Raw genomic sequence first — 20,781 nt, 5'->3', positions numbered from 1 at the left:
GACAATCGGCGTCCCGCATCCTGTCCTGGTGACTACTGACAACGCCCCTGCCATCTGGGAGATGGTGGTCGTCCACCGCGTGTTCCGCCGTGAGTTCAGGCTGGCCCCCGAGCTGATCCGGCAGGTGGCCCCCGGCGACACCGAGCGGGCCGCCACGCTGGCCGCGTACCTGGGCGAGATCCTGGCGGGTCTGCACCACCACCACGAGGCCGAGGACAAGCTGCTCTGGCCGGTGCTCCTGCGCCGCGTACGGCTGGAGGGCGCCCTCATCCGCACGATGGAGGAGCAGCACGAGCGCGTCGCCGGCCACATCTCCGTGCTGGAGGAGCTGCTGCCCGCCTGGCGGGCCGAGGCCGACGCCGACCGGAGGGACCGGCTGGCCGACACGCTGACGCTGCTCCACGACGAGCTGCTGGTCCACCTCGATCAGGAGGAGGAGCGCATCCTGCCGCTCGTCGCCGCGCACCTGACCAAGGCCGAATGGGACACGCTCTCGGAGTACGCCCGCGCCCAGCTGCCCAAGGACCGGCTGCTGGTCAACCTGGGCGCGCTGCTGGAGGACGCCACGCCTTGGGAACGCGAGGCCTTTCTCCGCCTGATGCCGATGGCCGCCCGTGTCCTGTGGAGACTGATCGGCCAGCGGCAATACCGGCGCGAATGCCAGAAAGTCCGGCTTAGAACTTTTGGTGTGGTGCACGCGTCAAAAAGCACATGAAGACGTTCAGGATCGCCGCACTTGTGGGCGGGCTGCTGCTGGCCGGCGGTGCCGCGCCCGCGCTGGCGCAGGAGACCGGGCAGCTGGCCGCGGCCCCGCAGCGCTGCTCCACGACCCAGCTCCAGGTGCGACTGGGCCGGGTGGACGCCGGAGCGGGCAACCGCAACGCGCCGCTGGTGTTCACCAACCGGTCGCGCGCCACGTGCACCCTGCGCGGCTATCCCGGTCTGGTGATGCTCGACGAGCAGGGTGACGCCCTGCGTACCCGCGTCCGCCGGACGCCGGGAGCGCACCCGAAGGTGACGCTCAGGCCAGGCGGCAGCGCGCGCGCCGTCCTCCACTGGACCGTCGTGGAGAGCGGAACCGAGACGAAGTGCCCCGGCGCGAACCGGCTGCTGGTCATCGCGCCGGACGATCGGACGTACACGGCCATCTCATTCGGCGCCGACCGCGTGTGCGACCAGGGACGGCTCGACGTCACCGCGATCAAGTGACTAGCGGCTGACCCCGTCGGCGGGCCGCTGGAGCAGGTTCAGGTCGGCCCGGCTGGGCAGGCTCTCCCAGTCGCCCTGCGAGGTCACCGCGAAGGCCCCCGCCGCGCACGCCGTGCGCAGCCGCTGGTCGGCGTCCGCGCCGGCCAGCCAGTCGGCCAGCCACCCGGCCGCGAACGCATCCCCGGCGCCGACCGGGTCCACCTCCGTCACCTGGTACGGCTGAGCCCGCCGTACGGAGCCGCCCGAGAACTCCAGGGCCCCCTTGGCGCCCGACTTCACCAGCACGTGGCCGGGACCGAGCGAGCTGAGCGCCTTGGCCAGGTCGGCGCCCCCTTCGACGTCGGTGACCAGCCGGCCCTCCGCCTCGGTCGCGAACAGCACGTCCACGTCGCCGATCGTCTCGCGCAGCCAGGCGCCGGCCTCCTCGGGCGTCCACAGCGCCCGGCGGTAGTTGATGTCCAGCGACACGAACACCCCGGCGGCGCGGGCCACGGCGATCGACCGCTGTACGGTCTCGCGGGCCGACGCCGACAGAGCCGGGGTGATCGCGGAGACGTGCAGCACCCGGGCGGCCTGGACGAGCGCGGGGTCGACGTCTTCGGGCGTGATCCGGGAGGCGGCGCTCCTCGCGCGGTAGTAGCGGACGTCAACGAGGTCGGCCGTCCGCCGGCCCTTGATCATCAGGCCGGTGGGCGCCCCCGGATCCGTGACGGTCCGGACGTCGACGCCCTCGCCCTGGAGCGTGAAGCGGATCAGCTCGCCGAACTCGTCGGCCCCGACCCGGCTGATCCAGGTGGCGCTGTGACCCAGGCGGCTGACACCGATGGCCACGTTCGACTCGGCGCCGCCGACACCCAGATCGAAGTCGCGGGCGAAGCGCAGCGGACCGGTGCGCCGGGCCGCGAACAGCGCCATGGTCTCACCGAAGGTCACCAGATCGGTCATCGAGTCGAGCTCCCAGCTATTCGAAGATGCGCGGTGCCGTCGTGGGGACGTTCGGCCGCCCCACAGGCTACCCGTCACTGTTGTTGGATTTCTCTGGCTCGATCGGTTGCGACGGATGGTAATCGTGCGGTAATTTTCTGTCACAGCCGGGTGCCTGACTGGCGCTCGGTCCCCGCCCCCCGTTGGTGTCCGCATCAACGGGAAAGCGTCCGGCGGGGCGGTGTCCCAAGAGGCGCACTTCCTCCAGGAGCGCGCAGTCAGGCCCCGACAACGCGGTTCTCAAACCACGGTCCGCCCGGCTTGCCGGACGGACGCGGCTTCGGCTTCCACCGGATCACTGCCCGGCCCCGGCCGGGTGCGACGAGACTACGCCGATGTCCGCTTTGCCTAGGTAAACACAGGGAACCGAAGACGCTACCCGCCGACCAGGAGCGGCATCACGCTGGCGCCGGTGAAGTGCCGGGCCAGCCAAGCGCTTGGTTAGCCCGGCGCCCGGGCTAACCGAAGATCTGACGTTCGCGCCGGGTGTAGCCCGGTCTGGTGGCGGCCGCCAGCAGCCGCAGCGGCCGGCCCGCCCTGTTGAGCAGGCGCGCGGCCTCCTCGGGCGTGGCGTGGCGGAGCAGCCACGGAGTGGTGAAGGCCAGTTCGCGGAGTGTGGCCCGCCTGGTGACCTGCCGCTCCACCCGTACATAGGCGTCGAACGGCACGAACCGGGAGACGATCGGGAACAGCTCGGACTCTTCCTCGGCGAGGTGCTCCTCGAGTGGCTCCAGCAACTCGCCCAGCTCCCGGCCGAGCGCGCCCGGGTCGCCGCTCAGCGCGGCCCGGCAGCGGTCCAGCAAGGGGCCGAACGCCTGGTGGCCGACGCTGTAGGGGGTCAGATCGACAAACTGGCCCGCGGCGCGCTGGATGGCCGGCCACAGCAGTTCGCGCTCGTTGGCGTGGTGGTGGTCGACCTGGGTCAGCAGCGAGGCCGTGTAGCCGCGCACCGCCCTGTCCTTGGCCCCGCCGAGCTCGGTGGGGCCGGTCAGCAGCTCGGCGAGCCGCCGCAGGTCGGTCAGCATGGCGCGGTGGACGACGTACATCGAGGTGAGGTCGGCCATCGAGGTGAGGTCCGGCGTCGAGATGGGGCCCGGCCTCAAGATGGGGCTGGTCCGGGGCGCGCCGTCTTCGCGAGTGGAGGCCGCCCGCCGGGCCGCCGGGCCGTTCGTCCGCCGGGTCGGCGCGTCGCCTGAGCGGCGGGTCGCCGCGTCGTGCGCCGCCCAGCCGCGCAGCCGGGGCCAGGCGCGGAAGAGCGCGGCGCTGGCCGGGGCCACCCGGTCGTCGCTGATCGCCACCAGCTTGCCCACCTCGGTCGTGACGGGCTCGACCCGGACGCTGAGCCGTACCAGCAGGCCGGCGGCGACCAGGCGGGTCAGCACACCCCCCTCGTCGCCGTCGTCCTTGACCTCCTCGCCGTCGAGCAGGCGCAGCAGGAGGCCGGGCAGCTCGCCCTGCTGCGCCGGGGAGAGTGAGGTGTACACCTCCTCGGCCACCTCGCCGAGCGAGCGCGGGCCGGTCAGCCCGCCGGGCGGGCGCAGCTCGGCCGGGCCGCGCGCCGGCAGCTCCACGGCGGAGGGCCGGTCGGCCGGATTCTTCGCCAGGGCGCGCCCCACCAGGTCGCGCAGCCGCGGCGGCAGCTCGCCGAGGTCCGGGTCGACGGTCAGCAGCCGGTGCATGATCGCGCCGAGGCTCTCGCCCTGGAACGGGTCGCGGCCGGTGGCCGCGTAGAGCACGACCGCGCCCCAGGCGAACACGTCGGCCGCCGTCCCGGCCCGCTGACCGGTGAGCACCTCGGGCGCCAGGTAGGTGTGCCGCCTGCCGACCGGATCGCCGGCCGCCATGCCGTAGTCGATCACTCGCGGGCCGTCGGGGGCCAGCAGCACGTTCTCGGGTTTCAGGTCGCGGTGGGTGATGCCCGCCTCGTGCAGCGTCCTGAGCGCGGTCGCCAAGGCCAGCGCGAGCGCGAGCAGCTCGTCACCCGCGTACGGCCCGTGGACGGCCACCGCCTGCCGCAGATCGGGCCCGTTGGCGAACTCGCTGACGATGTAGGGGCTCTCGCTGTCGAGCCCGACGCCGACCACCCGGGCCAGATGGCGCGGCTTGATCAGGCCGACGGCCTCGGCGAGCTGCCTGGTGACCTCGCCCCGAGGCACCTTGATCGCGAACCGGCGGCCTTCGTCGTTGTAGGCGTCGTAGACCACCCCGCGCCCGCCCGCGCCAAGCCGCCCGGCCAGCCAGTAGCCGCCAAGTCTCTCGGGGTCACCGGGCACCAAGCGCATCGTCACTGCTGCTTAGATGCACGAAATCGTGATTTGGTTGCAAGACGTCACAGGTCCCCCGCGCGCCCCGGAGGACCCGTGCGTCATGATCATTATGTCAGGCTTTCCGATCTTGGCCGCCATTCGGTCCGCAGCACCGACATGGTGATGGCATCATGCCACTCGCCGTCCCAGAGCAGCGCGTCACGTTGCACGCCCTCCTCGACGAATCCCACCTTCTTGTAGACGTGCCTGGCGCGGTCGTTGAAGGCGAAGACCTCCAGGCCGATCCGGTGCAGCGGAGTCGTCGTGAAGGCATGGCCGAGCAGCAGGTCGATGGCCTCCGTGCCGTAGCCCTTGCCGAACGCGCGAGCGCCGATCAGCGCGATCCGCATGCTGCAGGAGAGGTTGCCCGCGTCGAGCTCGTTGAGCACGATCTCGCCCACGAAGCCGCCTTCCGCGAGGATCGCCAGGTCGAGGCGGTCGGCGTGCTGGCTCCTCGTCGCGTACCAGTGGCGGCTGGCCTCCCGGTCGAACTCGCCGTGCGAGCCGGTCAGTCGCCGCACCTCGGGGTCGGTGACCAGCTCGAACAGATCGTCGGCGTACTCGGGGCCGACCGGGCGCAGGGTCACTCGATCGCCCTGCAGGGTGGGCTTGTCAGCGAACATCCCCCCTCACTATCAAGCCTGCTCAGCAGGGGCAAACCCGACCCGGCCATGACCGCTGGTTTGTTTTTCGACATGGGGATAGAGGTTCATCTTGTCAAGGAGGTAAAAACATGACCATCGCCGGAAGCATCATCCTCATCATGCTGGGTGCGATTCTCACCTGGGCCGTCGAATTCGATCTTGCCGGTATCGACATCAACGTGGTCGGCGTCATCCTCATGCTCGGTGGTGTGGCCGGCCTGCTGTTCGGGATCTACCGGATCAGCGTGACCCGCAGGGCCGTGGCCCCCATCGACGAGCCGGTAGTCCGTCACGACGTCTACGAGGAGCCCGAGGCTCGCCGGACCACCGTCTACGAGGAACGTCGCCGCTATGACGAGCCCCCCTTGTAGATCCGCCAGCCGTAAGAAGGTCAGCCGGCGGGCCGGCTGACCTTCCCAACCCCTCTCACAGCACCCGCTTGACCGCCTCGGCTATCGCGTGGCGGTCTATGCGGGCGTCTGCCAGCTGCTCCTGCGGCGTCGCCGACCCGGGCAACTCCCGTACCGCCAGTTTCACCACGCGCGGCCCGAGCTCGCCGACGGCGTCCTGCACGGCGTCACCCAGCCCGCCCTCCGGCCGGTGGTCCTCCACCGTGATGAGGGTGCCGGTGGTGGTGGCCGCCTCCATCAGCGCGGCCGTGTCGATCGGCTTGATCGAGTACATGTCGAGCACGCCCACGGGGATCCCCTCGCGGCTCAGCTCGTCGGCCGCCGCGAGAGCCTCGTGCACGGTCACCCCAGCCGCCACGATCGTGGCCCGATCCGCCGCCGACTGCCGCAGCACGGACGAGCCGCCCACGGGGAAGCGCTCGCCCGGCTCGTAGATCACCGGCAGGTCGCCACGGGTGGTACGCAGGTACGACACCCCTGAGATGTCGGCCATCGCGGCCGTCAGCGCGGCGGCCTGGTTGGCGTCGCACGGGTAGAGCACCGTGCTGCCGTACACCGCGCGCATCATGGCCAGGTCCTCCAGCCCCATCTGCGACGGGCCGTCCTCGCCGATCGACACGCCGGAGTGCGAGCCGACCAGCCTGATCGACGCGTGGCTCACCCCGGCCATCCTGATGAAGTCGTACGCCCTGGTCAGGAAGGCCGCGAAGGTGGCGGCGTAGGGGATCCAGCCGCGCACCTGCAGGCCGATCGCCATCGCGACCAGCTGCTGCTCGGCGATGTAGCACTCGATGAAGCGCTCGGGGAACTCCTTGGCGAAGTCCTCGGTCCTGGTCGAGTCGGCCACCTCGCCGTCGACGACGACCACCTCGCCACGGGCCGCGCCCAGCGCGACCAGCGCCGCGCCGAACCCGTCCCTGGTGGCGACCTCGTCGCCGGTCTTGTACGCGGGCAGCGCCAGCTCCCCGTTGTGGAAGCGGAACGGCTCGCCGTTGGGCTCCGGCGGCCGCACCTCGACTCGCACGTCCCGCACGCCGCCCAGCTCGCCGATGGCCTTGTCCGGGTCCTTGAGCGCCTTGCCGTGGGCGCCCTCACGGTTCTCCACCTCCAGGACGCCCTCGCCCTTGCGCGTCTTGGCGAGGATCACGGTCGGCCGCCGGCGGGTGTTGCAGGCGTCGTTCAGCGCGAAGTCGATCTGTCCTGGGTCGTGCCCGTCGATCTCGATCGTGTGCCAGCCGAACGCCCCGAACCTGCGAGCGTACGCGCCGGTGTCCCAGCCATGCCGGGTCGGGCCGCGCTGGCCAAGCCGGTTGATGTCCACGAGCAACGTCAGGTTCGCCAGCCCCTCGGCACCCGCCTGCTCGGCGGCCTCCCAAATGGACCCCTCGGCCAGCTCGCTGTCACCGCAGAGCACCCACACCTGGTACGGCAGGCGCTCCAGCCGCCCGGCCGTCGCCACCCCCACCCCGATGGGCAACCCCTGCCCGAGCGAGCCGGTGGCGACGTCCACCCAGGGCAGCTTGGGCGTCGGATGGCCCTCCATACGGCTGCCGCGCTTCCTGAACGACAGCAGCTCCTCGTCGGTGATCGCGCCCACGGCCTTGTACAGCGAGTAGAGCAGCGGCGAGGCGTGGCCCTTGGAGAAGATGAGATGGTCGTTGGCGGGGTTGCCGGGATTCTGGAAGTCGTAGCGCAAGTGGCAGGCGAACAGCACCGCCATCAGGTCGGCGGCCGACATCGACGACGTCGGATGGCCGGAGCCGGCGGCGGCCGAGCTGCGTACGGAATCCACACGCAACTGCGCGGCGAGTTCGGACAGGAAATGCAGATCGCGATCAGGCATCAGGTCCCTCCTCGTGGTTGCCCCGCCGCCTACCCCATCGGGCTTGCTTAACGCCCAGGTCTGCCGCCCCGGCCGAGGACCGCGAGGCCGGTCGCCGTCGCGGCGGCGACCAGGGTGAGGAGCACCGCGCGCCGGTGCTGCGACAGCCAGAGCTGCGGGCTGCGGGCGTGCGAGCGCTTGTCGAAGCTGCCGTGCGCGCCGTAGTCGCGGTCGTCGTCCACGGGCTCCCAGAGGTTGGCCGCGCCGCTGGGCGGCTTCTCGTCCGTCACTTGGGAGTCCACGCCGGTCCGCGCCAGGTAGCGGTCCACCAGGGCGGGCGCGATCCGCTGCGCGACCAGGGTGGCCGCGGTCGTGGCGCCGACCCAGTACTCCTTGCGCTCCGGGTGCTCGGCGGCGTACACGATGCCGTGGGCCGCGACCTCGGGCTGGTAGATCGGCGGCACCGGCTGCGGGTGGCGGCGCAGCTTGCTGAGCACCCAGTCGAACTGGGGCGTGTTGACCGCCGGCAGCTGCACCATAGTGATCTTGACGTTGCTGCGGGCCGCCATGAGCTCGACCCGTACCGACTCGGTGAAGCCCTTGATCGCGTGCTTGGCCCCGCAGTACGCCGACTGCAGCGGGATCCCCCGATACGACAGGGCCGAGCCGGTCTGGACGATGACGCCCCTGTTGCGGGGCCGCATCAGCTCAAGCGCCACCCGCGTGCCCCAGACGTAGCCGAGGTAGGTGACCCTGGTCGTCCGCTCGAACTCCTCCGGGGAGACGTCGGAGAACCTGGCGAACACCGAGGAGAACGCCACGTTGATCCACACGTCGATCGGGCCGATCTCCGCCTCGATGCGCTCGGCCGCCTGACGTACCTGGTCGTACTCGGCCACGTCCGCCTCATAGACCTGCCCGCTCCCGCCCGCGACGGCGACGTCCACGGCGGCGGCGCCCAGGCCGGTCGTCCCGCGGGCGATCAGTGCCACCTTGGCGCCCTTCGCCCCGAGTTCGCGCACCACCGCGCGGCCCACGCCGCCGCTCGCGCCCGTCACCACGACCACGCGGCCACGCAGGTCGTCGGTAATTTCCGTCTTGGTGGTCAGATTCTCGGCACTCTGTGGCGCCATGAAGGTCAACCCGCCTCTCCTGATCTACCGCGGTGCTGCCGCCGGACGGCCAGCACCATGTCAATGACCGTGGCGATCGCCGCCACGACCGCGATGCCCGTCATCACCGGGGCCCTGGCGATGACGCCGAGCACGGCGAACGCGAACAGGAACATCAAGATGAAGGAGCCCACCCTGATGTGCGCCACATCGCGCGGTGTCGCGGGGACCATCGCGTGGGATCGCTCATCCCGGCTCTCTTCCCAACCGTTGTTCTCAGGCATATGGCCCACCTGCCCCCGCCGTTTGCCGCTTAACGTCGCGGGTAGCCGCGCTGGAGTGCCTGAACTACGGCCGAGCGACCAGAACGAGCCGGGGATCGCGCGCCGCCGGCGCGGTCGCGGGTTCAGCTACCACCGGCCCGGCGGCGGCGCGGTGCGCGACGCCGGGACGCTGAGCCGGATCAGGGCGCTGGCCATCCCGCCGGCGTGGACCGACGTGTGGATCTGCGCCTCGCCGGACGGGCACCTCCAGGCGGTCGGTACCGACGCCGCCGGGCGCAGGCAGTACCGCTACCACGACGACTGGCGCGAGCAGCAGGACCGGGAGAAGTTCGACCGGGTGCTGGAGCTGGCCGAGCGACTGCCGGCCTTCCGTGAGAGCGTCGAGAAGCAGCTCTCCGGGCGCGGGCTGACCAGGCAGCGGGTGCTCGCCGCCGCCGCGCGGCTGCTCGACGTGGGCTTCTTCCGGGTCGGCGGCGAGAGCTATGACTCCTACGGCCTGGCGACGCTCAAGATGGAGCACGTGTCCTGCGGCAAGGGTGTGATCACCTGCTCGTACCCCGCCAAGGGCGACATCTCCCGCGAGATCGAGGTGGCCGACCCGGGGGCGTGCGCGGTGATCAGATCGCTCAAGAGGCTCAGGGCCGAGGGCGAGCTGCTGCGTTACCGGCACAACGGCGGCTGGGCCGACGTACGCAGCGAGGACATCAACGACTACCTGCGCGAGACGATCGGGTACGAGGTGACCGCGAAGGACTTCCGCACCTGGCACGCGACCGTGCTGGCCGCCGTGGGGCTGGCGGTCTCCATCCACGCCGGGACCGGCAAACGGGCGGTCACGCGGGTGATGAAGGAGGTGGCCGAGTATCTCGGCAACACCCCCACGGTCGCTCGCGAGTCCTACGTCGACCCGCGGGTGATCAAGGCGTACGACCGGGGCAAGACGATCGCGGGAGCGCTGACCGAGCTCGGCGCCGACGCCGGCTTCGGCCAGCTGGCCACGCGTGGGCCGGTGGAACGGGCGGTCATCGGCCTGGTACGCGCCGTTTGAGCCGTTTCCCGCTGGGCATGCGGCGTCTGGAGAAGGAGGAAGTTGCGATGGAAGCTCCGCAGTACGTCGCGGCCAGGGTCCAGCGGGCGCTGGCCGAGGATGCGCGCACGCACGAGCTCGGCATCCGGGTCGACATCAGAGGCGATCAGCTGTTCCTGCGCGGCCAGGTGGACGGCGCCGAACAGCGCGAACGGCTCGGGGCGGTGGCCCACGAGACGGCGCCGGCTCTCCACCTGCACAACGAGATCAGAATCGTCGACATCACCGAGCCCGGAGAGGATGAGCACCTTGACTGACCTGCGTATAGCGGCCGTGGGGGATGTTCACCTGGGCGAGGACAGCCGGGGCCACTACCGGAAACATCTGGAGGGCATCGAGGAGCGCGCCGACGTGCTGATGCTGGCGGGCGACCTTACCCGCCACGGCACGCTGGCGGAGGGCCGGGTGGTCGCCGACGAGTTCCGCGACCTGCCCGTCACCGTCGTCGCCGTGCTCGGCAACCACGACTACCACTCCGACCAGCAGTACGAGATCGCTTCGGAGCTCCGCGACGCCGGGGTGACAGTGCTCGACGACGACGGCGCCGTGCTCCAGTGTGGCGAGACGAAGCTGGGCGTGGTCGGCGGCAAGGGCTTCGGCGGCGGGTTCGCGGGCAAGAGCGCGAGCGAGTTCGGCGAGCGGGAGATCAAGAACTTCGTGGCGCACACCCGGCACATCGCCGAGGCGTGGAAGGTGGCGCTGAAGGAGGTTCAGGCCGATCATCGCCTGGTGCTGTCGCACTACTCGCCGATCAAGGAGACGCTGGAGGGCGAGCCGCCCGAGATCTACCCATTTCTCGGTAGCTATCTGCTGGCCGAGGCGGTCGACACCGCCGGGGCGGACCTTTTCGTGCACGGGCACGCGCACAAGGGCACCGAGAAGGGCATGACGCCGGGCGGGATCAGGGTCCGCAACGTGGCCCTGCCGGTGCTCGGCAGGGCGTACGGGGTCTACTGCCTCGACGACTGCGACTGACCGATCGACTGATCACAGGATGCGGGCGGCGACGATGCAGACGTCGTCGTCCGAGGCCCGGCCGCCCAGGTGCGACAGCACGCAGTCGATCATCTTCTCCGGGTCGTCGCCGACGCACTGGCTTCCGGCCTGGGCGAGGGCGGCGATCCCGGCGTCGAGGTCCTGGCTGCGCCGTTCGATGACGCCGTCGGTGTAGAGCACCAGGGTGTCGTCGGCTTCCAGTTGTGTGGTGGCCAGGCCGTACTGGGCGGCCTCGAAGGCGCCCAGCATGGTGCCGGGCACGCCTTCGAGCAGCTCGGCGTGGCCGTTCCTGACCAGGACCGGCGGCGGATGGCCGGCGTTCGTCCAGGTCAGCGTGCGGTCCATGGGATCGAAGTGGCCGATGATCGCGGTGCCGGTGACGGTCACACCCTCGTTGGAGTGGACGAGCAGGTCGTTCAACCAGGTAGTGAGCTGGTTGGCGGGGGCGTGCGTGTAGGCCAGGCCGGCCAGCGCCGAGCGCATCTGCAGCATGAGGCTCGCCGCCGCCAGACCGTGGCCCATCGCGTCGCCGATCGCCAGCAGCACCCTGCCGTCGGGGATGGGACGGGCCTTGAACCAGTCGCCGCCCAGCCGGGACAGCTCCTCGCCGGGCAGGTAGCGCACTCCGATGGACAGGCCGGGCAGCTGCATCAGCCCCCGGCGTACCGGCAGGATCGTGTTCTGGAGCTGGACGGTGACGCGGTGCTCCTCCTCGGCCCGCTCCCGCTGCCGGGAGGCCTGCGCGTGGGCCACGGCCAGGGCCCGCTCCCTGCGGCGGTTCTTGGTCACGTCCTGGACGAGGAAGCGGACCTTGATGGGCAGCCCGTCGGTGTCGAGCACCGGCTCGCTGACCACGCTGAGGTGCCGCAGCCCGTGCCGGTGCTGGATGCGGAACTCCGTCTCGACCGCCTCGCTGTGCTCCAGGAGGGTGCGCAACTGGTCGTCCACGATGGACAGGTCCTCGGGCACCACCACGAGGGGCAGTTCCTCCAGGGGCATCGGGCCCTCGCCGTGTTCCCTGCCGAACATCTCGTACATCTGCGGTGTCCAGAGCGTCCGCTCGGTGGCCAGGTTCCATTCGCCCCAGCCGAGCTCGGCCAGCCGCTGCGCCCGCTCCCAGCCGGCGACCAGCACTTCCTCATCGTCGAGCGCGCGCCAGGTGACCAGCAGCCCGTTGTCCATGCGCACCGCGCGGACGGTCATCGTGGCCGGCCAGAGCAGGTGGTCCCGCGCCTCGACGAACTCCAGCGGCCCCCGGTGCAGCGTCTCACCGGTCTCCAGGACGTGCAGGAGATCGTCGAACAGCCCCGAGTTGGCCGCGCCGGGGCTGGTCTCGATGAGGCGGCGCCCGCGCAGTTCCTCGGGCGTCCGACCGGCCGGCTCGCCGGCCTGCTGGTTGGCGGCCGCGATCAGGAAGTCCACGACGCGGCCCGTGGCGTCGCGCACGGGGGTGAGGAAACACGCCGGGACGTGCACGCTTTCGAGGACTCCGGTGACCCAGCCGGGCAGCTTCGGTGGCTCGACGGGTTTGTCGGGCGGCCGATCGACCCCCATGGCGACCTCGACGAGCGAGATCCCACTGTCGTGCGCCATCCGTGACAGCTCGTCGGCCGCTTCCGCGGGCCTGACGTTCAGCCGTATCGCCAGCCGGGCGGTGGCCTCGTCGACGATCGCCTCGTTACGCATCCGGCGACGCAGCCGCGTCAGCAGCTCGCGAATCCCGGCGGCCGCCGCGCCACAGTCGTAGCGGCCGCCGAACGGCGGGTAATTGCTCACATCCTTCCCATTCCCTAGCAGAGGGCGGGAAAGAGGTGCATACGTTGCGATATTTCAGCAAAGAGTGGACAGTCCGCTGGGCCGGACTCGAAGACCGGCCCAGCGGAGGGGGCGGTGTGACGGGGCGTCGCGCCCCTTACACATTGAAGATGCTGACACCGCCGGGACCCACCAGGAAGCCGAGTACGATGAGCACGATTCCCCAGAGAAGGTCGCGCCGGGCCAGGATCACATAGATCCCGGAGATGACGAGTATGACGGCGATGATCCAGAGCAAAGTAGCCATGAGCCGCCTCTGCCCTCAGCCATCGGCCTTTAACATGCTTTTCTCCGAACCACCAGGTAGAAAGGTGTATAAGCCATTTTCTTGGCCTGCGAAGGGGCTCGTTAATCGGTCGCCTTGATGAGCTTGGCGTAGCCCAACTGGAGCCAGTCGGCGACGGCCACTGCGGTCATCGTCGCACCCGCCAGCCGGGTGAACCGGGGCGCGAAGACCATCCCGGCCGCGTACACCGTCGCCGCCCACTGGGCGATGCAGAACGGGCAGCCGAGCAGTTCGCCGATCGTGTTGCGGGGCGTCTCCGCTAGCTCGGCGGGCCCGCTCACGCCCTCGTAGCGGGTGAAGGGCGCCCGTATCGGGCTGGTCACCGGATCCTTGGCGATCAGCCGCGCCACCTTGTGCGTGCAGGCGGCCATCAGCGCCACGTCCATGAACCCGACGCGCTCGGGCGGCCGCCGCCCGGTGAGCGCGGCGGCCGCCACCGCCGTCGCCACCGCGCCGCCGTAGACGGCCATGATCCGTGCGTACGTGCCGAGTGGCCGGTCGTGCTCGCCTTCGTAGTCCCGTTCTGTCTGCTCCAGGAAGTCGGTCATAGGGGCAGGCGCTACCCTCGGCCTCCGGCCCTACTCCGCCGCGCGGGGTAACGCCTACTTGTCGATCGTCCGGGTAGCCCGATCCCATGGGCAGCCATAGTCATGCGGTCACTGATGCCATCCTCGACACACTCAAGCGCGCGAGTTCCGGATTGAAGGACGCGGGGGTGAAGTTCGCCCTGGCCGGCGGCTGTGCGGCCTATGCCAGGGGCGCGGCTCCTTCGCTGCACGACGTCGATTTCGTGCTGACCGAGCATGACGTGCCGGCCGCGTTGGAGGCTCTGCGGGGGATCGGCTTCAAGACCGCCAAACCGCCCGAGGACTGGCTGGTCAAGGCATTCGACGAGGACCGGCTGGTCGATCTGATCTTCCGGGTGTCCGACCAGGCGATCACGGACGAGCTCCTCGACCGGGCCGAGCCGATGACGGCGTCGGCGGTCATCGTGCCCGTGCTGGAGGCGACCGACCTGGTGATCTCGTGGCTGTTGCCGCTGTCGGAGCACGCCTGCGACTACGGGGCGCTGCTGCCCCAGGTGCGGGCCCTGCGCGAGCAGGTCGACTGGCCCCGGGCGGCCGCCGTGGTCGCCGGATCGCCGTACGCCACGACGTTCATCACGCTGCTCGAACGCCTGGCCGTACTGGAAGCACCGGTGAAGGCGAACGGTGACCCGCACTGGCCGTGATTTTCCCGTCCGTCGCTGCTAACCCACGAGGTCCAGACTCTGGCCGCGGTTATAGACGTCAGGGTACGAACGGTCCTTCGCATTCGCTATGGAAACTTGAGGTTCTGCTAGGACCTGGTAGTGGCTTTGTTGAGGTTGATGGCGGTCAGGCGTCTGGGGGTGTGCCTGGCTTTGGTTGGTGGGGATAGGCATGTGGCGGTCACGTTCGTGTTCTTGGCCGGCGGGCGCTGTGGATCGTTTTCGGCGTGGTCGGCGGGGGTGTCTTCGGGCCGGTCTCGATCTCGTTTCCCTCGCTGTTCGTGGAGGTGTGCCCGCAGGGTCGGAGGCGTGGCCGGCGAGTGGTTGTTGCGGTGTGGTCTGGCGCGGCTGGGGTGTGGGCTCGCGGTGGGCTGAGGGGGCGATGGTGTCCGGTGGATGGGTATCGCTCATACGTTCTATCCCGCGCGGCAAACTCTTGGTAGCGTTGCCGTTACACATCGTGTGGGTGGGGGTGGCAGGGATGCCGGTTGTGCGGGACACGCATCGATGCCGCCTGGCGTCGATGCCCTCTGGCAGCGGGGGCGGCTCGTGAGTGCGCTCACCTCGACCGCGACCTGCACCGCCTATGGCGCGAGTGTGGAGGCGACCGGCGAGGTTGTCGCGCAGGGTGTGCTGGTGCGGCGGGTCGCCTGGCTGACCGGGCTGGGGCAGCCGCGGCGCGCGCTTGCGGGTGCGGCTTCCCCTGGTGGAGTCTCCCGCCTGCGGCCGGGACTGGGCCTGGCATGTGCTGCCCCTGGCGTTGCCGCCGACCATCGCGCCGGAAGCGAAGCTGTGCGCCCCCACTGTGCGGGTGAGCAAGGGCCGGGTGCGCGTCGATCTGCCGTTCCAGATCCCGATCACTGTCGCGCCCGCTACCGGCCATAAGGTCGGGTGCGGCTTCGACTGGGGCCTCAACACGCTGCTGACCGGGACGGTAGGGCAGTTGACCGAGAGCGGGGTGCTCGGCGACGGGCGGCCGCTCACCTATCATGCGCGCGGCATCTGCGCCAAGCTGGGTCGGTTGCGGGCCGAGCGGCAGCACCTGGCTGCCAAACACCGACACCAGGAACGGCTCCTGGCGCGGATCACGCTCGCCGATCCCCGTTTCGCCCAGCTGGCCGCGGCTTGTCAGCGCATCGGGGTTGAGCACGAGCGGCTGTGCGCCCGCATCCGGTATCTGAACAAGGCGCTGGCCTGGTCGGCGGCGCGCTGGGCGGTCGACCAGGCCAGCGCCGCTGGGGCGACGGTCATCTATCTGGAAGACCTGGCCACCCTGGAAGCGCGCGGCCGCCGAGGACGCGTGAACGCGCGTCTGTCGGGGCAGGTACGCGGGCAGATCGTCGAAGCGATCCGACACCTGGCCGCCAAGCACACCATCGCCGTGGTCACCATCCCGGCGCGCGGCACCTCCCGCTACTGCCCCCGCTGCGGGACCGGCACGTCGCCGCTCACCCACTGCCCGGCCCCCGACCGGCTCACCGAGAAGGGCTGGACGTGGGCGTACTGCCCGGCGTGCGGCCTGTCGTGTGATCGAGACCGGGCGGCGGCCGAGCGGATCGTCTCGCGTGGACTGCTCGGCCAAAAAGCCACCCGCACCCACCACTCCACCGGCACCCGCACCATCGCCGCCATCGTGGAAGGCAACGTGGCCCGCGCCCGCCGAACCCGCAAACCCACCCGCGCCGCCCGCCGCGCCCGCCGCACCCGAACCGACCTGCACCCCCGCCCGGCAGCACGCGACCGGTCCAAGAACCGGCCCACCCCGAAACGGCCCACCCGCACCCTCAACAACCCGATCAACACCTCGGCCGGCCGCTCAGCGAACAACCCGGCCGACCAAGCGATGACGTCCAGCCGTGTGCCCGACCGGCGCACGGTGCCCGCCCCACCCCCTCCAGGGAGTGGGCAGCGTCCGGCGGGCCATGCACCCAAGTCGGGACGGCACCAGCCGTACCGGACAGGGCATGTCAGGAACTCTCACCACCGGACCGGCTTCCACCACGCCAAAGCCACCCCGTGCTCACACTCACCGAGCACCGGGGCAGCCCAAAGCAGGCCACGCCCGTCCGGGTTGCCTGATTCCTTCAGGGAACCACAGAGAATTCAAGACGCTGATAGTCCCAGAGAATCGCGCCCGCGCTCAAGCGCCTGATGGCTCCCCGGCGGCAGCCCAATGAGGTGGCCAGCAGTTTCGGAATGGCCAGCTAGCGGATAACATCCGCGTCACAGATGAGGTGAAAGGGGACAGGTGACTCTCGGGTCCGAGTGGGCGCCTCCCGGCGTGGACAGCACCACGCCGAGCGTCGCGCGGGTGCACGACGCCCTCCTGGGCGGCACCGAGAACTTCGCCGCCGACCGGGCCATCGCCCGCCGCCTGAAAGAGGCGGTGCCCGAGGTGGTGAACCTCGTCTGGTGCAACCGCGCGTTCGTCGGCCGGGTCGTCGACTTCTTCGTCCGTGAGGCCGGGATCCGGCAGATCATCGACCTGGGGTCCGGGCTGCCCACGATCGAGAACACCCACGAGGTCGCCCAGTTCGCCGACCCCTCCGTGCGGGTCGTGTACGTCGACTCCGACCCCATGGTCGAGCCGCACGCGCGGGCGATCCTGAACGGGAACGAGAACGCGCTGGCGATCACCGAGGACGCCAGGGACGCGGCGGCCGTGCTGCGGCATCCGAGGCTGACGCGGCTCATCGACCTCTCGCAGCCCGTCGGGCTGATGGCCATCGGGCTGCTGCACCTGTTCCCCGACAAGGACGACCCACACGGGCTGGTCAAGCGGTACATGGACGCCCTGGCGCCGGGGAGCTACCTGGCGGCGTCCAACATGCTGGCCTCGGTCAGCCCGCAGGCCCAGGCGCTGGAAGCCATGCTGCACGCGACGATGGGAACGGGCTACTTCCGGTCGCGGGAAGAGGTCGAGCGCTTCTTCGACGGGCTGGTGCTGGAGGAGCCCGGGGTGGTGCACTTCCCGGAGTGGCGGCCTGATGAGCGGTTGCCGGGGCCGTTGGCCACGTGGGAGGCGCTCCTGCTGGGCGGCGTGGCGCGCAAACCTCGCTGAATCGCTGCCGGCACTAGAGTGGGCGTCGTGCCGCGTCGACTGATCTGTTCCCCTCCGCCCGCCGAGTAGCGGGCGGCTTTTCCCGATTTCTCCGGATCTGACCAGATCTGGGGGTGGCTGCTGCCCGCGCGCCGGGCCCACTTCCACCACTCCATCCGGAGAGATCAGTCATGTCCCATGTCTCCGCGCGGCGGGGCGCCTTCTTCATGTCCGTGGCCGCGACCGCCTGGGGCACCGGCGGTGCCGCCGGTTCCCTGCTCTTCCAGTCGGGCGGGCTCGGCCCCGTCGACGTCTCGTTCTGGCGCTACCTTTTGGGCGCTGCCTTCCTGTACGTCACCACCCGCCTCACCGCGACCGCCGTCCGGCGAGCCGCCGTTCGGCCGGTCGTTGTTCGGCCAGTCGTCGTTCGGCCGGGTGATCTCGGCGGGCTTCCGCGGGGGCGTCTCGACCGGCGGGTTCTGGTCGTCGGCGTCGGGATGGCCGTCTACCAGACGGCCTACTTCGGCGCGATCGCCCAGTCCGGCGTGGCCATCGCCACGGTGGTCACGATGGGTGCCACGCCGGTGTTCACCGCTCTGGGCAGCCGCTTCCTCCTGGGGGAGCGCATCACCCGCACCGCGCTCGCCGCGCTGGCCGCGGCGCTGGGCGGCCTGCTCCTCCTCACGGGGGAGAACGCCCTGTCCGGGGAGAGCGTCGGCGGCGGGCGGACGGCCGGGATCGCGCTGGCTCTGGTGTCCGCGGCCGGGTACGCCGGCGTGACCCTCTACTCGCGCCACCACCGCGACGACCCCCAGCGCACGGCCATGGGCGGATTCGCCGTCGCGGCCGCATGCCTGGCCCCGTTCGCCCTGGTCGACGGGGTGCTGCCGACAATCGGGGTGGCCCCTGTCGCCCTGCTGCTCTACCTGGGCGCCGTGCCGACCGCGCTCGCGTACGGGCTGTTCTTCCGCGCCCTGACCGCGCTCAACGCCACGACCGTCTCCATCATCTCGCTCGGCGAGGCGGTTGGCGCGGCCGTGCTCGGCGTGGTGCTGTTCGGTGAGCGGCTCACGCTCATGGCATGGTGCGGATGCGCGTTGCTGCTGGCGGCGGTGGTGGTTCCGGCCGTTCAGGCAGGGCGTACTACAGAGAAGGATTAGTGGTCGCGGAGCGGAGTGGCGATTGCGGGCGTCCTATGAGTTAGGGTCCGGTACGGCGATGCTTGCCGTACCGTCGCTCCGCTCCCGATTGAGCGCACTTGACACTAAATGGGAACGGCGCTGACAAAGCATGCGTTGGAGGGATTGTGGCGTCGATTTCCGGAATAGTGAGAAACCTCCTGGATCGTCCGGGCGGGGTGAACCTCAGCCCGTACAAAAAGATCGTCAAGGCGGCGGGCGAACGAGCCGAACGCGTCAGCGCGCTCGAAGAGTTGCCCAGGCCGAAAATGGATGATCTGGCGGAGTTCTGCGCCGTAGCGCGGGAGGCGGCCGACCGGACGCTCGGGCTCAGGCCGTACGACGTGCAGCTTCTGGGCACGCTCGCCCTCCTCGACGGGCAGATCGCCGAGATGGCGACCGGTGAGGGCAAGACGCTGTCGGGGGCGATGGCCGCGGCCGGCTACGCGCTGCAGGGCAAGCGCGTGCACGTGATGTCCGTCAACGACTACCTGGCCAGGCGCGACGCCGAGTGGATGGCGCCGTTCTACGAGGCGATGGGCGTCTCGGTGGGCTGGATCGACCAGAACTCCACGCCCGACGAGCGGCGCGCGGCCTACGCGCAGGACGTGACGTACGGACCCGTCAGCGAGATGGGCTTCGACGTGCTGCGCGACCGGCTGCGTACTGACGCGGCGGAGATCATCGTGCCCGCGCCCGAGGTGGCGCTGGTCGACGAGGCCGACTCGGTGCTCGTGGACGAGGCGCGGGTGCCGCTGGTCATGGCGGGGGCGGCGGACGAGGGCAGCGCGGTGCCCGAGATGGCCGCGCTGGTCAGGCAGCTGATCCGGGGCTACCACTACGAGATCGACGACCAGGCGCGCAACGTCTACCTGACGACCAAGGGCGCCGACAGCGTCGAGGGCATGCTGGACGTCGAGCTGTACGACGAGAACGAGCCCGGCACGCTGATCGAGCTCAACCTCGCCCTGCACGCCCACGCCCTGCTCACCCGCGACGTCGACTACATCGTCCGCGACGGCAAGGTCCAGCTCATCAACCCGTCTCGTGGCCGGGTGGCCGTGCTCCAGCGCTGGCCCGACGGCCTGCAGGCGGCCGTGGAGGCCAAGGAGACGCTGCCGCCGAGTGAGAAGGGCGAGATTCTCGACTCGATCACCGTCCAGGGCCTGATCCGGCGTTATCCGCAGATTTCTGGCATGACGGGCACGGCGGTCGCCGTCAGCGAGCAGCTCGGCGAGTTCTACGGGCTCAAGGTCGCGGTGATCCCGCCCAACCGGCCGTGCGTCAGGAAGGACGAGCCGGACCGCATCTATCCGACCGTTCCGGACAAGGACGCCGCGCTGGTCGAGGAGATCCAGGAGGCGCACGCCACCGGCCGACCCATCCTCATCGGCACGCTGGACGTGGCCGAGTCGGAGAACCTGGCCAAGCTCCTACAGCGGCGCGGCCTGGAGCCCGTCGTGCTCAACGCCAAGAACGACGCCGAAGAGGCCGCGATCATCGCCAAGGCCGGCGAGCGCGACGCCATCACCGTCTCCACCCAGATGGCCGGCCGCGGCACCGACATCCGGCTCGGCGACGGCGTGGCCGAGCTGGGCGGCCTGTACGTGATCGGCTCGGGCCGCCACGCGAGCAGCCGCCTGGACGATCAGCTGCGCGGTCGCGCGGGCCGTCAGGGCGATCCCGGCGCTTCGGTGTTCTTCGTCAGCATGCAGGACGACCTCATCACCCAGTTCGTCCCCGACGAGCGCCCGCCAGCGGCCGACGCTGACGGCCTGGTACGCCACCGCCGCGGCCCCTACCTCGTGGCCCACGCCCAGCGGGTCGCCGAGGGCGTGAACCTGGAGATCCACCGCAACACGTGGCGCTACACCCGCCTGCTGGAACACCAGCGCGAGCTCATCCTGGAGTGGCGCGACAAGGTCCTGCACGGCGACTCGGCGGCCAAGGCACTGGCCGAGGCCGACCCCGAGCGCTGGGAGGCGCTGCCGGAGGACACCCGCGACGAGACGGCCAGGCAGATCGTGCTGCACGCGATCGACCGCTGCTGGACCGAGCACCTGGCGTTCCTGACCGACCTGCGCGAAGGCATCCACCTGCGGGCGCTCGGCCGGATGAGCCCGATCGACGAGTTCCACCGGGAGGCCGTGGCGGAGTACAAGTCGCTGCTGTCGGAGGTCGAACGCCGCTCGGTCGAATCGTTCGAGGCGCCGGAGCCAGACCTCAAGCGCCCCACCGCGACCTGGACTTATCTGGTGCAGGACAACCCGTTCGGTACGGAGTGGGACCGGATCCTCAAGCGTGTGACATCGGCCACTCGTCGCGGCTAGGCATACCTGACAGAAGATGGCAGGTACGC

The 20,781-nt window shown here is 70.3% G+C and carries 20 protein-coding genes; 11 read left to right on the top strand and 9 right to left on the bottom strand.

Features of this window, described 5'->3' with window-relative positions:
• Window positions 1-28: 28 nt before the first annotated feature.
• Together AB0L53_RS22220 and AB0L53_RS22215 are read left to right on the top strand one after the other, a co-directional pair.
• Window positions 29-715, top strand: coding sequence for a hemerythrin domain-containing protein (locus AB0L53_RS22220; RefSeq protein WP_363996721.1), 687 nt, complete (start codon window positions 29-31; stop codon window positions 713-715).
• Window positions 712-1,209 carry a DUF4232 domain-containing protein gene (locus AB0L53_RS22215; RefSeq protein ID WP_363996718.1) on the top strand — a complete coding sequence of 166 codons (498 nt, stop codon included), beginning with the start codon at window positions 712-714 and terminating at the stop codon, window positions 1,207-1,209. Before AB0L53_RS22220 ends, AB0L53_RS22215 begins: the two co-directional genes overlap by 4 nt.
• On the opposite strand, the gene AB0L53_RS22210 is transcribed toward AB0L53_RS22215, so the two are convergent.
• The 3 genes from AB0L53_RS22210 to AB0L53_RS22200 form a co-directional block, all read right to left on the bottom strand.
• A complete protein-coding gene (locus AB0L53_RS22210) occupies window positions 1,210-2,154 on the bottom strand; it encodes a sugar kinase (protein ID WP_363996715.1) in 945 nt (314 codons plus the stop codon).
• A gap of 497 nt (window positions 2,155-2,651) precedes the next feature.
• On the bottom strand, window positions 2,652-4,475 hold the full coding sequence (locus AB0L53_RS22205) for a protein kinase (RefSeq protein WP_363996712.1): 1,824 nt from the start codon (window positions 4,473-4,475) through the stop codon (window positions 2,652-2,654).
• 92 nt (window positions 4,476-4,567) lie between these two features.
• The gene (locus AB0L53_RS22200; protein ID WP_363996709.1) at window positions 4,568-5,122 is read right to left on the bottom strand and encodes a GNAT family protein; all 555 of its coding nucleotides are present in this window, start codon (window positions 5,120-5,122) and stop codon (window positions 4,568-4,570) included.
• Between the two features lie 110 nt (window positions 5,123-5,232).
• On the opposite strand from AB0L53_RS22200, the gene AB0L53_RS22195 reads away from it, so the two are divergent.
• A complete protein-coding gene (locus tag AB0L53_RS22195) occupies window positions 5,233-5,514 on the top strand; it encodes a hypothetical protein (protein WP_357643900.1) in 282 nt (93 codons plus the stop codon).
• Between the two features lie 55 nt (window positions 5,515-5,569).
• Here AB0L53_RS22195 and AB0L53_RS22190 read toward each other — a convergent pair whose 3' ends face one another.
• From AB0L53_RS22190 to AB0L53_RS22180, 3 genes are read right to left on the bottom strand one after another with little or no spacing between them, the layout of a single operon-like run.
• Window positions 5,570-7,396: a transketolase gene (locus AB0L53_RS22190; protein WP_363996706.1), complete on the bottom strand. Its 1,827-nt coding sequence runs from the start codon at window positions 7,394-7,396 to the stop codon at window positions 5,570-5,572.
• Window positions 7,397-7,443: 47 nt separating this feature from the next.
• Window positions 7,444-8,508, bottom strand: coding sequence for an SDR family oxidoreductase (locus tag AB0L53_RS22185; RefSeq protein WP_363996703.1), 1,065 nt, complete (start codon window positions 8,506-8,508; stop codon window positions 7,444-7,446).
• A gap of 5 nt (window positions 8,509-8,513) precedes the next feature.
• Entirely contained in the window at window positions 8,514-8,771 is a 258-nt protein-coding gene (locus AB0L53_RS22180) for a hypothetical protein (protein WP_358539943.1), read from the bottom strand.
• Window positions 8,772-8,826: 55 nt separating this feature from the next.
• Between AB0L53_RS22180 and AB0L53_RS22175 the strand changes: the two genes are divergently transcribed.
• Genes AB0L53_RS22175 through AB0L53_RS22165 form a run of 3 tightly spaced genes read left to right on the top strand, consistent with a single transcriptional unit; the run spans window position 8,827 to window position 10,833 of the window.
• Window positions 8,827-9,819, top strand: a complete 993-nt coding sequence (locus AB0L53_RS22175; protein ID WP_363996698.1) for a DNA topoisomerase IB — start codon at window positions 8,827-8,829, stop codon at window positions 9,817-9,819.
• A 47-nt stretch (window positions 9,820-9,866) separates the two neighbouring features.
• Window positions 9,867-10,115 carry a BON domain-containing protein gene (locus tag AB0L53_RS22170; RefSeq protein WP_214637041.1) on the top strand — a complete coding sequence of 83 codons (249 nt, stop codon included), beginning with the start codon at window positions 9,867-9,869 and terminating at the stop codon, window positions 10,113-10,115.
• Window positions 10,108-10,833, top strand: a complete 726-nt coding sequence (locus AB0L53_RS22165) for a metallophosphoesterase (protein ID WP_357950678.1) — start codon at window positions 10,108-10,110, stop codon at window positions 10,831-10,833. Before AB0L53_RS22170 ends, AB0L53_RS22165 begins: the two co-directional genes overlap by 8 nt.
• 12 nt (window positions 10,834-10,845) lie before the next feature.
• Here the strand turns inward: AB0L53_RS22165 and AB0L53_RS22160 are convergent, their stop codons facing one another.
• The 3 genes from AB0L53_RS22160 to AB0L53_RS22150 form a co-directional block, all read right to left on the bottom strand.
• Window positions 10,846-12,630, bottom strand: coding sequence for a SpoIIE family protein phosphatase (locus tag AB0L53_RS22160; RefSeq protein WP_363996693.1), 1,785 nt, complete (start codon window positions 12,628-12,630; stop codon window positions 10,846-10,848).
• A gap of 136 nt (window positions 12,631-12,766) precedes the next feature.
• Window positions 12,767-12,916 carry a GPGG-motif small membrane protein gene (locus AB0L53_RS22155; protein ID WP_165959640.1) on the bottom strand — a complete coding sequence of 50 codons (150 nt, stop codon included), beginning with the start codon at window positions 12,914-12,916 and terminating at the stop codon, window positions 12,767-12,769.
• Window positions 12,917-13,017: 101 nt separating this feature from the next.
• Window positions 13,018-13,503, bottom strand: coding sequence for a DUF1360 domain-containing protein (locus AB0L53_RS22150; RefSeq protein WP_363996690.1), 486 nt, complete (start codon window positions 13,501-13,503; stop codon window positions 13,018-13,020).
• An 86-nt stretch (window positions 13,504-13,589) separates the two neighbouring features.
• Here AB0L53_RS22150 and AB0L53_RS22145 point away from each other — a divergent pair, with 86 nt between their 5' ends.
• From AB0L53_RS22145 to secA2, 5 genes are all read left to right on the top strand, one after another.
• Window positions 13,590-14,186 (top strand): nucleotidyltransferase, encoded by a 597-nt coding sequence (locus tag AB0L53_RS22145; protein ID WP_357950686.1) that lies wholly within the window; start codon window positions 13,590-13,592, stop codon window positions 14,184-14,186.
• 724 nt (window positions 14,187-14,910) lie between these two features.
• Window positions 14,911-16,356 carry a zinc ribbon domain-containing protein gene (locus tag AB0L53_RS22140; protein WP_363996687.1) on the top strand — a complete coding sequence of 482 codons (1,446 nt, stop codon included), beginning with the start codon at window positions 14,911-14,913 and terminating at the stop codon, window positions 16,354-16,356.
• A gap of 96 nt (window positions 16,357-16,452) precedes the next feature.
• Window positions 16,453-17,265, top strand: coding sequence for an SAM-dependent methyltransferase (locus AB0L53_RS22135; RefSeq protein WP_363996684.1), 813 nt, complete (start codon window positions 16,453-16,455; stop codon window positions 17,263-17,265).
• Between the two features lie 170 nt (window positions 17,266-17,435).
• Window positions 17,436-18,404: an EamA family transporter gene (locus AB0L53_RS22130; protein WP_363996681.1), complete on the top strand. Its 969-nt coding sequence runs from the start codon at window positions 17,436-17,438 to the stop codon at window positions 18,402-18,404.
• 167 nt (window positions 18,405-18,571) lie between these two features.
• A complete protein-coding gene (gene secA2, locus AB0L53_RS22125) occupies window positions 18,572-20,752 on the top strand; it encodes an accessory Sec system translocase SecA2 (protein WP_363996678.1) in 2,181 nt (726 codons plus the stop codon).
• Window positions 20,753-20,781: the final 29 nt, after the last annotated feature.

Source organism: Nonomuraea sp. NPDC052129 (assembly GCF_040680095.1).
Classification (GTDB): Bacteria; Actinomycetota; Actinomycetes; order Streptosporangiales; family Streptosporangiaceae; genus Nonomuraea.
This window is presented reverse-complemented; position numbering and strand designations above follow the sequence as displayed.

Excerpts from the sequence above, each read along its gene's own strand:
- AB0L53_RS22195 (WP_357643900.1), top strand. The coding sequence starts at position 5,233 with ATGACCATCGCCGGAAGCATCATCCTCATCATGCTGGGTGCGATTCTC.
- AB0L53_RS22210 (WP_363996715.1), bottom strand. The coding sequence starts at position 2,154 with ATGACCGATCTGGTGACCTTCGGTGAGACCATGGCGCTGTTCGCGGCC.
- AB0L53_RS22200 (WP_363996709.1), bottom strand. The coding sequence starts at position 5,122 with ATGTTCGCTGACAAGCCCACCCTGCAGGGCGATCGAGTGACCCTGCGC.
- AB0L53_RS22155 (WP_165959640.1), bottom strand. The coding sequence starts at position 12,916 with ATGGCTACTTTGCTCTGGATCATCGCCGTCATACTCGTCATCTCCGGG.
- AB0L53_RS22150 (WP_363996690.1), bottom strand. The coding sequence starts at position 13,503 with ATGACCGACTTCCTGGAGCAGACAGAACGGGACTACGAAGGCGAGCAC.
- AB0L53_RS22185 (WP_363996703.1), bottom strand. The coding sequence starts at position 8,508 with ATGGCGCCACAGAGTGCCGAGAATCTGACCACCAAGACGGAAATTACC.
- AB0L53_RS22215 (WP_363996718.1), top strand. The coding sequence starts at position 712 with ATGAAGACGTTCAGGATCGCCGCACTTGTGGGCGGGCTGCTGCTGGCC.
- AB0L53_RS22205 (WP_363996712.1), bottom strand. The coding sequence starts at position 4,475 with ATGCGCTTGGTGCCCGGTGACCCCGAGAGACTTGGCGGCTACTGGCTG.
- AB0L53_RS22190 (WP_363996706.1), bottom strand. The coding sequence starts at position 7,396 with ATGCCTGATCGCGATCTGCATTTCCTGTCCGAACTCGCCGCGCAGTTG.
- AB0L53_RS22145 (WP_357950686.1), top strand. The coding sequence starts at position 13,590 with ATGGGCAGCCATAGTCATGCGGTCACTGATGCCATCCTCGACACACTC.
- AB0L53_RS22180 (WP_358539943.1), bottom strand. The coding sequence starts at position 8,771 with ATGCCTGAGAACAACGGTTGGGAAGAGAGCCGGGATGAGCGATCCCAC.
- AB0L53_RS22170 (WP_214637041.1), top strand. The coding sequence starts at position 9,867 with ATGGAAGCTCCGCAGTACGTCGCGGCCAGGGTCCAGCGGGCGCTGGCC.
- AB0L53_RS22130 (WP_363996681.1), top strand. The coding sequence starts at position 17,436 with ATGTCCCATGTCTCCGCGCGGCGGGGCGCCTTCTTCATGTCCGTGGCC.